The 12,987-nt window shown below is 51.9% G+C and carries 2 protein-coding genes; both read right to left on the reverse strand.

The window, feature by feature from the left end; genetic code table 11:
* Positions 1–8: 8 nt before the first annotated feature.
* A complete protein-coding gene (locus tag GZH47_RS32675) occupies positions 9–6,932 on the reverse strand; it encodes a hypothetical protein (protein WP_162645788.1) in 6,924 nt (2,307 codons plus the stop codon).
* An 11-nt stretch (positions 6,933–6,943) separates the two neighbouring features.
* Positions 6,944–12,880 (reverse strand): hypothetical protein, encoded by a 5,937-nt coding sequence (locus GZH47_RS32680; protein ID WP_162645789.1) that lies wholly within the window; start codon positions 12,878–12,880, stop codon positions 6,944–6,946.
* Positions 12,881–12,987: the final 107 nt, after the last annotated feature.

Below are 12,987 nucleotides of genomic sequence, written 5' to 3' on the forward strand. Positions count from 1 at the left end.
AACACCCCTTACATGTGCTGCTCAACTTTATCCCGGTACCAGAGCCTCGAAAGGTTATTGGTGTTATCGGAATAGTTTACGGTCATGTTGGACTGACCTTGATATCCGCTCCGGCGCATCCCTTCTTGAACTAGGGATGACAGCCCTTGTTGCTGGTTTCCTTGCCCTCTAGCGCTAATCGAGACGTGCGCTCCGGAGCTGGGACCGCCGATCGGCGGTAAAGGTGATTGCGGCACTGGCGCTGCCTGTGGCGGCGGAGGCGGTGGAACCGGCCCAGTGTCATTACTAAGAATATTGTAACCCATTACACCACCTAAAGCTAGACCGCCAAGCAAGGCAATTTTCTTGTTTCTTGAACCATTCGGTCCATTGAAGATGTTCTCTGGGATCCAACCGCCGGTCAGGTCGTGCATCATCTCCGGAATAGCGCCAGCACGCTTCCCTCGAGCTTCGGATCCCATTACATTCGTTGGGTCCAGTTCGGGTTCGACATTTGGGATAGTCGGATCAATATCAGGCTCCGGAGCGGCGCCTACACCTCTTTTCATCCTGCCGAACATCCGTGTGAACTCATTAGAGGAAACCCGGTCGCCCTCTTCAAGATTACCGAAAATGGTGTCATGCACTCTTCGAAGACCTTCATTCTCCACATTAATTCCGGAGCTAGTACCAACACGGAAGCCGGAGTTGGCCAGATTGCCATTCAGGTTACGTGGCTTATCCAGTAGTCCTATCGCTTCATCGAGCCCGTGTTCTCTGGACCACATGCCGCCATAGCTCTCTTGATCGATCCGGCGCACCTTATTCCAGTCTGAAGCCAGGAAAGCGGATCGGAACTCGGACACCGGAGACTTCATATCTTCCGTGATCACTACACCGTCCTTTGCGGCGTCGATACCCTTCTGCTCCAAGGTGCTCCCGAATTTCGAAAGGAACTTGTACTCATTCGATCCTGTTCCATACGTATGCTCAGCAAAATCTTGGATGGCCGAGTTTAAGTTTGAGATCGTACCGATCTGCGTCTTACCGATTTTGTTAGCCATTTCATTCGGCAAGTTCGGCTCCATCGGACGGATGACGGTTGTGTCCTGACCACTATACGATTTCACCGCTTCCCGCAGGTCATAATTCCGGCCGGATGTAGAGAGCTTCTTATTCCCCTCTTGCGTCAAGTAATCTCCCCAGCTGCTGTATCCGCCCATAAACTCGGCAGCCCGCTTATCTTTCAGAGCAGCCCATTCTTTCTGCACGTTGTCTTCGTCCACGTAAACCATGTGTAACTGGTCTCCGTCGGCATCCCCTTCGAGCTGGTCGCCCGTAAAGGCTGTCGTCAGCACGTTACCTGTCTTCAGCTTAGGATCGATAGCGATCCGTGTGAACTGGACGGCCGATTCGTGTTTGGATGGGTAACGGATCGTGAGCACGTTCTTGTTCTGCTGCCGGTTCCAATCGGAGAGAATATCACTCTCTGCCGCTGTGCCAACATGCTGCTGGCCGATGATGTGCTCGTAGATGCCCATGTCCTTAGCCTGCTGCGTGGAGATGAACGTCATTTCTTCGCCGAGCATCGCCGAAGCTTCCGGACCCAGGAGCTTTAATGTGCCTGTACCCGATGACGGCATTTGCGCCTTCAGAGCTCTCTCTCCGGCCATCCCTTTAGAAGTCAGCGTGTCGGTGCCGAGTTGATTCACGTAGCTGTTGACGTTCCGCTGGATGTCTCGCATATGCTTCAAGGCGCTGTCACGGCCGGTCTTGGATTTCGCTTCGCCATATTTCTTTATGCTGTCATTAATATTGGCGATCTGCCGCTGCAGCTTATTCAGGTGGACCAGGTCGCTCTGCCCGTCTCCCTGTAACTGCATGAACGGCACGAAAATCTTGTTGGTTTTGACTGCCGGGCTGTTCTTTCCGTTGATGTTGATATCGACTTCTTCCGGAAGCCCCAGCCAGAATCCGTGTCCCAAATCCCGTTGATCTATACCAAGATTGTGGGCAACTGCCTGACGATCCATGATCGTATGTTTGACCGTGTTCTGGTCGAGCTCCACTTCTGGCATAAATGCGAACTCATGACCTTGAAGAATGCGGTCCTTATAGGGCTGCATTTCCGGAGCATCCGGATCTACTAGCGCTTTGATGGTGTGCGCCAAATTCTTAACGTCGCTCTGCTCAAAACGATTCTGCTTCTCCATTACGTTCCAGATATGCTCATAAGTCTGTGTGGCTCCCGATCTGCGAAGGTACCGCATCTCACGATGACCAATCGAAGTGCCATCTAAACCGTTTGCGTAAACTTTTGAGCCATCATTTGCGTTGCCGATTACCGACCGTCCTGTTCCATCAACCGACTTGTAATACTGCCGATTGTGCATCATGCGGGTTTCCAGAATACCCGTGAATAATCCGGTGTTGGTTTGTAGCTTAGCGCCGACTTGATTGGCAATCTTGTGGAAGTCCTCAATATCAATCGGCGCCTGTCTGCTCACATCCATGAATGAACCGTTCTTGAACTCCAAGCCAATGCGGCCGAAGTCTATTTGCTCCAGCAGCTGATCCCGCTTCTTCCGATCCTGGTTCATGACATGATCGATAATCGTCTTGGCGTAGCCTTCCATCATCATCCCAAAGTCAGCACGCTTAGCTGGGTTCGGACTGATCATAGCACTGATCCCTTTGTCGCCCGTGATAGCTTCGATGAACCGAAGGCTTGGTGTAATAGCATCTGTCCCCTTCTCACCGGCAAATGAGAGCTTGAATGGTTTCTCCGACCACTCTACGCCAAATACCTGCGATCCGGTCCCCACAAGTTTGCCTGCATATCGGTTGTCGTGGCGAACATCTTCCCAAGCGCCATCGACCCATTTGCGCCCAATTACATCACCCGGCCTAACAGCCGCACCTTCGAGCCCCTGGCCACCGACAACAAAATCGCTCCCCCTCGCTGCGGCACCATTGCTAGCGAAGTCTTTGTGCCACTGAAATGTTCCGTTTCCCTTATCATAGAAGTCCTGGTCCGTAACTGACATTGAATCCATGAGTTCCTTAGCGATGACTGCTTGCTGCTCATAAACAGTCGGTATCCGGCGTGGATCGACCACTTCCTTGCCGCCTCGGTTTACGAGGATGCCTTCTGACCGAAGCAGCCCACGGCCCTGTTCTGTATTCTGTAGATCCGTCACCCGTTTGTGAAGCTCCTCGTTAGTGATGTAGGCTACCTTGAGGTTTACTCCGGTCCGGGTCGGTCTTCCTTTTCCCTCTTGTTCTGATCGGTAGGCGGCGTTTATCTCTGTCTCGACCATTGGATTGAAGTTGGCGTAAGCGTCAATCTTCGAGAGACGGCCAGCCACCTCATCAGAGATCATGTACATATTTTGGGACTGAATAGCATTCGGCCGCCCCATGTTAGTGTAATGTCCGTACAGCGTCATGTCCCGCATGTCCATGGTGGACATTGAGCCCTGTTGAACTCGTCCGTCTTTTACTGACGATACGTACAGGTTGGGGGTGCCCCCATCCCAGCGAACTCGGTTGTTCCAATCGCTCATGCCCATTCGTATCTGAAATTGCTTGCTCATGTTTACGTCATCGATCGTCAGGAGCTGCTTCACCTTGCGACTGCGATCCTTCGAGTCGTAATAGAAAGCAGAATCGTTCAGGTCCCCTTCGGACAACTCTTTGGATTCCAGCATGCTGTGCAACATGGCCGGCATGACGTTGATGTGCGATTGCTTCATGAAGTCGGATTTGTTGCCTGACCAATCGTAGGTGTCGTTGAAATTATAGATATCTCGCTGCCCGCCAGCCAGGTTTGAGATTGAATCTCGTAATGTCCGATTGCTCCGGTAGGACGCCTTTTCGTAATCATCTTCGTCCAGCGCTGACAAGATGCCGTCCATACCATGGGCGTATCGCATGCCAATGATTTCGGCTGTGGACTTACGAACAGCAGAACCTTTGCCGTCCTGCTCCTTTTCCCATACCGCCACCGTGTGAGCGATCATCCGCTGCTTATTGAGCACCTGCATACCATCCTGGTTGATCAGTGGGATCAAAATCTCAACAGCCCTCGGGTGTGTCTTTCCTTCGAGCAGCGCTTCTCGGACGCTTGTGCTGTATTGCGGCTTGTATACTGTGATCTTCGCCATAGGCGAGTTAATATCTTGATTTACGCTGAGGTCGTACATGATGTTGCGGCCGGAGTTATTCAGTGACTGCAGTACGCTCTCGACGGCGCCTCGGTTGTTTGCCTTTAGCCCCGACAGGTGATTTGTTTCCAAGGACTCGAAGAACATTTCGGCGTCCGCATGCAGATTAACTTTGCCACCCATCGTAAAGGCCTGGCCTTGATAGCTCAGGGTTTTGCGAATCGCCTCTCCTACGATGCTTTGGTTTCTTGCCCCGGTGATTCTCGACATATCACGAGCTTCAAGCGATGTTGTTTCCGGCGACTCCAGCGGAATGTTCTTGCTGTGCAGGTCCATAGCGATGCGAACCACGGTATCATTGATTTGGCCATTGCTTTGTGCAATAATGCCGTACCGCTTCTGAAGCTCGGAACCAATTAGGCCATTTTCATGCAGTCCATTTATGAACTGTGTCATCCGGTGCTGCTGTGTCAGCGGGTTATTGGAATCGTCCTGCTGAATATATCTGCGGATCGCACGTTCTGTTTGCTGCACGGACTGCATGCTGAAGAATCGCTCATCCCCATCTACATTTAAACGGAATCCTCGATTCTCCCATGATGCCATCTCACGAGCGCCTACGTGCCGGCCTGCAGCATCATCTCGGCTTACCCCTTGTGTGTACAGGCGCCATGCAATATCTCGCTGCTGCCGAGCAGCTGCTCGCTCTGATGACGTCATGCTGTCCAGGATCGGAATCTGTTGTTCAATAGTGCGGATCGCCTCCTGGAACACAGGCCGCTCGCTGCGCAGACGAGGCGCCATCCGGTAGAACAGCTTCTCTTCGTCAATATTGTGGCCCCACTGCAGCTGGCCGTTAGCAAAGCCCACCGGCTTACTGTTGAAGTCGAGCATGCTGCGATAACTATCGTTGCTGCGGTACGGCTCGACCTCTGCTCGGATCTGAGCCTCATACTTAGAGTAGAGGCTATTCAATACGTTAGGATCTGTAGATCCCATAGAGCTGTATTCGGCGAGCGCAAGCGCTTGTGCTTTGGCTGCGATATTCTTCTGCTTGGCGCCCAGACGCTTTTCGTAATGCTCCGTGTTCTCGTACATCCGCTTGGCAGCATCGAATCCAGCAGTACGACTCTCGCCGCCGGCACCTGATAAACTGGACATCCGTTCGTATCTGCGGCGAGCAAGGTCGGTTTCTCGGATCCGTCGGATTTCTGCCTGCTCGTCCTTGCTCATGCCGTTTACGTTATGGAAGCGGCTTTGCACGAACTGGGCAATCTGATGCATGGAGTTCGGGCCCTGCCGGGTCACGTAACTGTATCGGTCATTATCGGAATCGAAGAGTTCCAGCACATGGCCATTTATTACGCCCTTATCATCTGTCAGCTCACGGACGCCATTGACGGTGTACAAAGTGCGAGCATTGATGACCGTGCGATTCCAGGAGACATCGTGCATCGCCATCTTGCCATCTTCAAGCCTGGCTTGAAAATCGAGATTGTCATCTCCGTAGGCTGCGTAACCGTTTGAGGCGAACAGCTTATCGCCTTTCTTGAGCACTTCTTTCTTGTTCCAAGTGAATTCGGATGGCCGGATATTCATGCCTTCCATGGCACCACGGTTTTTGGCCGCATTGATTTTGTTATGAACCTTTGGCAGCGTTTTGTTGATTACTCCACCGAGACCCCGCTCATCAACGTCGGCGATCGCCGCATGCGCATCATCGCCGTCAATCCCCAGTGTTCGTCTAACCTCATGCATGGACAGGTAGCCCTGCTGGAAATATCGCCCCTTCATAACACCTTTGCCGCCGAACTCTTGATGGAAGTCAACCGGGTTGGCGTAAGCTGTCTGCAGTACCCGGAAATAGTCCACATGATTTTGAGGGCGGGCAATGGTCTGGCCAGTCTTCTTGCCGAACCGGTCCAGTGTCTCCAAGTCGAAGTTCTCCCCGTTGTAGGAGAAGAATGTCTGATCGGCGTGGCCTTGAACGAAGGTACGGTATTTACGCATCTGGTTGGCGACGGAATGCTTGTCACTCAGGCCGACAAGGTTGTTATAGCCGGACTGGATATGATCCCGATACATGTCGAAATTGAGAATGAATTTCTGATAACTGTACCGACCATTCATATCCTCAAGGCTCTTGATGATCGTATTATGCGAAAGCGTAGACTCGTTTAGGTTCGCTGCCTGCAGACCGGCTCCCGAGAGTGTCGAGTAGCGCATAAGGTTAACGATGGATCGGCGCTCAGCGTCGCTCATGTTGTTGAAAGCGAATTTGTCCATTTTGATCCGGCGGATCAGAGAATCCAGATAGAGCTGGCTTTCTTTGTCCGGCTTGACTAGGAGGCTCAATTGCCGCCGGTTGTCGGCTTTGAAAAGTCCATCTTTGGTCTTTTGGAAACCCTGAATCGCAATCTCTGGAACGTGCAGGCCTTTTCCTGATGCTTCATCCCCGAGAGACTCGATATCGAAGGCGTAAAATACGTTGCTCTGCCCGCTCATGAACTTCTGGAATGCCTCAACCTGCTTTTGTCCCAGCTGCTGATGTGGGCTGCTGAAGTTCTTCAAAATAACACTACCGCTCGACTTGATCGTTTTCTGATCCAAGATCGGAGTGTCGTTGATGGCACTTAGTACCCGACTGACCCGATCCTCTCGAGTCGGGTCGTTATCGTATGATGCCTTTCGGGTTGCATGGAATGACGATAGCAGCGACCATTGCTGTGAAGCAGGGGTGGCCATCGGAATCCCTGTATTGTCAAAACCGTTTATTTTGTCATTCATATCCCCACATCCTAAACAATGGAATCCATATTGTACTTCAGGTACGAGTCGATCTCACGGCTCCGGTCTTCTTGATAGTCCATATTGATTCGGGATCCACCGTCACTGGCCGGAGTCACGGTCACTTGCACGTCCCATAGACCCTGACCATTCAGAACTTCTCGGATGTTGCGCTGCATGTCCCTGTATCCTCTAAAGTTGCTTTTGCCCGGACCGTTTCCACCTTCGTACATGTCCGGCAGCATGGCAGCCGACTGGACATCATCATCCCAGAAGTTGTAGTCGCTCAAATCGATGCCTGCATCTTGAACAGCTTTTACCTGGTAATCTTCCAGGTTTACGTCCGGCTGCCAGCCGACCCAATTCTCATCAGGCAAGAACTTATCCTTGAAGTATTCTTCCAGTGGAACTTGATCCTCCAGCTCGTAACCCCAAAGGGCTTTGAGGACCCGTCCTTCGTTGTCCGGAACCAGATCCAAAATCCGCTGCTGATCTTGAAGTCTGGCTTCTGCGAACTCATTGAAGAACCATTTATCCTTATATGGCATGGACCGCATGACCTTCATCCGGTCTTCGTAAGGATCGACGGCGTAGAGAGTCGTTTCAGCCTGTTCCTTATAGTTCAGTGCTTGAAGCACGGCATTAGGCAGGTACATCTCGTCCCTATCTTCCGTGATTAAGTTGAGCTGTGCATTGATCTCAGCTTTTCGATCTTCCCATCCTGCAGGTTGGTTCAAGTAAAGGTTTCGTTTCTCGTCCTGCAGCTCTTGCCGCTTGGCCTTGTTCATTTCTTTTTTCATGTCCCGGTCGTTAGCGATCGCCTCAACATCAATTCCCTGCTGATGCAGCTCCTCCTTCGCCCTTTCGTACAGGCCGGAGAATTTCATATATTTCAGAACATCGAAATACTCGTTGATGTCTTGCTCTTTACGGCGTCGTTCTGGAATCCAGGTTTCACCGGTCTGTGCCTCATGAGCTGATCGCCAAATACTGCCGGCAGCGAAAGCGGCCGATGTGGCTCCCATGATCTTGAGATGCCGGAACCCGCTTTTTCCTCGTCCAAACATAAAAATGGCTGGAAGAGCTGAAAACATGAGTCCCGCTCCAGCGGCGAACAACACATTACCACGGATACCGGATTGATAGGCTGGGACAACGTAGTCATCAACCATGAAGTTGTCCCACGTCGCCCAGTCCTTTCCATAGATGTGATCCCGCTCGTATTCTTCCAAAGCTGTTCGGACCGGGAGGAACTTGGAGTTGAGAAAGGTATCGGCGTGCGCCATGGTTTCCCACCGGCGTCCTTGCGCAATCTCGCCTTTTGTGAATCGGGCATGGACGCCTGCAGCCGTGAAATCCGTCTCATTCTCTCTCATCTGCCCGTTTCGAATAATCGTTTGGTTAACATTTTCAAGCCCTTTGAAGACGACAGCTCGCATCGTATTATATGAATCGTCGGAGCTGCGTCTGGATGGATCAGCGCTGATCCCGATCGTCACCTTGTCGCCAACCTTAAAGTAAGATTGGAGAACACCCTCAGCTTTGGCTTGATATTTCATGCCGGCAAGTCGAATCGGCGTATCCGGCATCTCCTCGGTAAGGAAGGTGTAATCATCAAGGAACTTAGACACCGTGACCTTTTGCTTCTCAATATCGTTGTCCTTGAACCGGTAATCCGTAAATTCATATTTCGCTTTTCGCTTGGATACCTGGTCCTTTATGATTGCAGCTTGTCGGCGCAGCTCTGTGTCCTTGTTGTTGTCCTCGACATAATCCTTCCAGTAGCGATACTCGTCGCTCCACGGCGCCACGTCAGCCAGGATCTTGAACTTATCGAAAGCGCCATAGTTCCCTGTCTCATCCGGATGAAGTTGGTTTACTCGCTCATAGGCTTCGCCTGGGAGTCTGTACTCACCATGTGCAATCTTCTGGTACGGATCACCCGTCTGGAAGTTGATGAAATACCCGCCACCGGGCATCCAGTCTGGCATCGTATTTCGGATCGGATTAAACGTATCGAGCTGGCCACTGTCTCTTCTGATAAAACGACGCATAATCTCGGATACATCGCCGCCAGCGCCGCCCAGGTTTGATTCCCAAAACGCATTGGAAATGTTGGTGGCCGCATCGGCTTTTTGAATGATCATCTTATTCTTGTAAGGATCTCCGCCAATCAGCTCTTCAGCTGCGTATTTATAAATACCGAGCGGCTCTGTCCAGTTTTCAAAGGCTTCTTGACTCTGCCATTCGAGGCTCGTCGGGTCTTGCAGGTTCCGCAGTTTACGGTTGACGACTTCCTGGCGATATACAAAATCTTGATCAAACATAGCCCGTGGCTTGGTGTCTACCGTTGGAACGGGCTCCGCAGCCATGGCGAACATTTTGTTGATTGGCATGTTTTGTTTGGCCACATTCGAAGGCACGTAGATGGTGCTACTCGTCGCCGCATCTTGCATGACATAGGCGCCGGTAGCCGATCCGTTATTATCCAGCTCATTGCTGATGAAGTACCTTGTCGGGTAGCTGCCGGCTTTAGATTCAGCGAGGCGGGCCTTGCCATCCTCAATGTTTGCCATGGCCTGACTGCTCACAGTCTGCTGCGGCCGACTGCTGTCGAAATAGGCACCGTATTGGTCCGGGGTCGCTTGAACGACATGCTCCATTCGACCACCCGGCGACACCTTGGTTAAGATCGGATCTGCCGGCCGTTCGGCCAATTGATCAGCCTGCTCCTGCACCAACACTGGATCACTCCAGTATTCAGTGTGCATCTGTCTAACTGGCTTCACGACTTGGCCAAGCGCAGCGTTTCCGAGATCCCCAAAGACCATTGTGTTTGGGTTGAATAGCGATCCGGTAAGCATGTACGGCCGATCGTAATAGTGCTTGTTTTCCCACCAATATTTGTCCTCTTCGGAGTTGAACAAGTTGCGGGCAACGCCCAGCGGGTTCTCTAGTGTCGGGAACGCCGAGTGCTCCCAGCGCTCTTGCATCGTAGAGGTCACGCTTGTGTACTCCCAGTCACTCATCGCAAGACGGTACGAGTTTGGTCTGAACTCAGTGATCCGCTCGCCCCGGTAAGCGCCCTTGGAGCCGAACAACCACCAGCGGCCTTTACGCACTTCGTCAGATCCGTTTTGGTAGTAATCGTACATTTCCTCTTGCGAATAGGCGTCTCGTTCATCTACCGGAGACCCGCCAGTTGCGATAAAGCCGGCAAGTCGGGTTGCGCTGGCTCGGCCAAACCCTGGAAGATATACTTCCGGACCGCCGCTGAAATGCTCTGCTCCTGGGTGGAGCATCATGCGTCGCTTGAGCACCTCGGTCTGACCAGTTGCATCACGGGCCGCCGCCTTGTTGAGCTCGGTTGTTGCCTTATATATTTCCCAGCGGTCTGAGATGCTCTGACCAGTTAACTGCTCGGACTTATCATCGATATAATCCGCATAGGTCGGGATCGCTACGACCGGCAGGAACCGCTTCAGCAGCAGTGAAGACCACATTTGCAGCCTATTCCCCATTGAAGCATCGGACAATCCCAGCCCTACGCTGCCAAGCGCATCTTGCAGACGGTATGGAATATAGGACATGTAAGCCGAGAACGTCGTATAATCTTCCATGTTGCGTCGCCCTGTTCTCGGGTCCCATTGTTTTGCGAAGTCCTTGATGCCGCTCCATGAGGAGAATTGATTCATAAAACCATTTTCGAATGACATGTTAACGGCCAGGTAATCGTCACCGAACTCATTCACCGGCCGGCTGCCGGAGAACCGCTCCCACATTGGATTCGTCTTCTTGGTCATCCCAATGACGTGGGATCTAAATGCGGTGTCTCCTGTAAACAGGTTATTGACCCGCTCTAGTGCATCGTCGGTTGCCGAGTAGATCGTTCGACCTTCTCGAAGGAACTCATAATGCGCATAGAGGTCATTGGCTTCACGCATGTCTTTTCCACGGATGTCTCCACTTTTCTCGAGAGATCTCATAAGATCACGGAAACCTTGCTTCGGCCCGGACTTCACTTCCATCATCTGACGGATGAGTTCCAAACTGACCTGCTGATTGATCTGATCCATACCGGTTTGAACCCTGGTATATTCGCCTGCCAGAAGGTTCGCCTCGCCGATCGGATTGATCCGGCCAAGCACGCCCTCTCGGTTCTGATCGAATTGCCGCCAGAGGTTCCGTATGCCTTCATTCGCACCTTTGGCCGCCGAATTGGATGATGAGAACGCACCGTTCCCTTGTGGAACTTTCATCTTCGGATTACCCAGGTACTCGAAGAGCTTGAGCATGTCATCGTCTCGGTTGAAGTTGATGTTGTTATCCTTGACGAATTTTTGGATATGCTGCGGCATATGGCTCTGGATCTGATTGAGCACACGAGGCGAAAAGCCGGATGTGTATTTCTCGAAATAACCACGGGCCTTGAAGAAGCCTTTGTAATCGACACCCTCTCGCACAGCCTTATCAATCATGTTCCGCTCCCACTCCGGGTTGAAGAACTTGCCGGCGACACTGAACCATGCCTGCGCAGTGGTATCTTTGTTCTGATCGCCAAGGTCGAAGATCCGCTTAAACAGGTTTCGATCTTTTCCTTCACTGCCCATGCCCGCTGTAGCACGAACCATCCGTGCCTGCGTGCCGAATTGTGATGAGGTCAGTCGGACCTTACGCTTCTTGTTAAGAATTTCAAGGGGCTCATCTGCAGCTCCATTGTCGAAGAGGTTGTAGAAGCGGCCATTGAAATACATAGCTTCTTCCTTGAGCGTCTCATTGTTAGCCAGCCCCCTTTGCGCATTGAGGATTGGCTGGATGCCGCCTCGGTTAAACATCCGGAAAGGAGTATCTCGTCTAGCCTTCCTCGCATTCAGCACATCCCGCACATGGCCAATCCCGCCGAATATGGTCGGCGACCACCACTCCATCGTCCGTTCCTTAATGTCGTCAAAGGTTTTGTAGTCGAAGAAGTCATGTGCTTTGCCATCAGCATTGATGCGGACATACAAATGCTCGTCGAATACGGCTTGTCCGAACTTCTGGTTGTTCGATCGGATACGCTCCAGGTTGATCTTCGTATCCGTGTCGATTTTCATGCGTCCGGAGCTGTTAAGCTCCAGGATATCATCGATTGTCGCTTGACGGTGGCCACGAATGGCCTCTTTAATGCCGCCTTGTTTGCGAGTGAGCTCATGCATTTCGCTCATGGCCAGGTCACGGAATTTACGCTGCATCCGATCAACACGAGCCTGCATCTGCTGTCCCTGCTGGTTGACGTTAAAGTTCCGGTGTGCTGCTCTTGCTTGGATTACCGCATCCTGAATGCTCTTATCCTCAATGCCTCCATGCTTTGCTAACGTCGCCCGGATCTCCCGGTCATGCGCATACTTCAATGAGAAATTGCCTTTGCTGATGTTACTGCGCTTGTGGAAGGCGGTGGTCACTTTATTAACGGTGTCTTCCGATAGTCCATGCTTACTACGCAAGTCATCCATGATGGCATTGAACCGCATGCCTTCTTCGATATGCGAAGGAATCTCCCGGTCCACGAAGTTGTTCATTTGGCGGACGATCCGCTGCATATCGTATTCCCGATGAGTGCCCTGACGCATGGCTTCTGCCCGCTCCTGCACATTTGTACGGTAACGCTCACGGAACTCTCCATTTCGATGGACCACGTTCATCATGCCCCGGCCGTCCATCATGGCGACTTCCTCTGCAGCCTGCCGGGCAGCCTTGCCTTGCACCTCGATAAATTGTGCCATTCTGCGCATACCGCCCGTCCGGTGAGCAAGCGTCATAGCAATAGCACCAATTCCTACGCCAATTCCAACTTTGGCCAGCATCGGCATCTCCTGGCGTTCATCTTCAGATGCCAGGAATCGAGACATCGGCCTAGTGTCTCGATCCAAGTATGCGGAAAACTGATTCTCTTGATCTTCTGGCATCTGTTGCACCTCGCTTATGGCAATGGGCAGCCGGCTTTTTCATACCAGATCTGGAAGAAGATCTCCCAGGCATCTTGAATGCACCATCTGCCCTCTCCGTATTTTCG

It is taken from the genome of Paenibacillus rhizovicinus (assembly GCF_010365285.1).
Lineage (GTDB): Bacteria > Bacillota > Bacilli > Paenibacillales > Paenibacillaceae > Paenibacillus_Z > Paenibacillus_Z rhizovicinus.

What these genes read in the sequence shown, in the direction of transcription:
- GZH47_RS32675 (WP_162645788.1), bottom strand. Translation starts at nt 6,932, where the DNA reads ATGAATGACAAAATAAACGGTTTTGACAATACAGGGATTCCGATGGCC.
- GZH47_RS32680 (WP_162645789.1), bottom strand. Translation starts at nt 12,880, where the DNA reads ATGCCAGAAGATCAAGAGAATCAGTTTTCCGCATACTTGGATCGAGAC.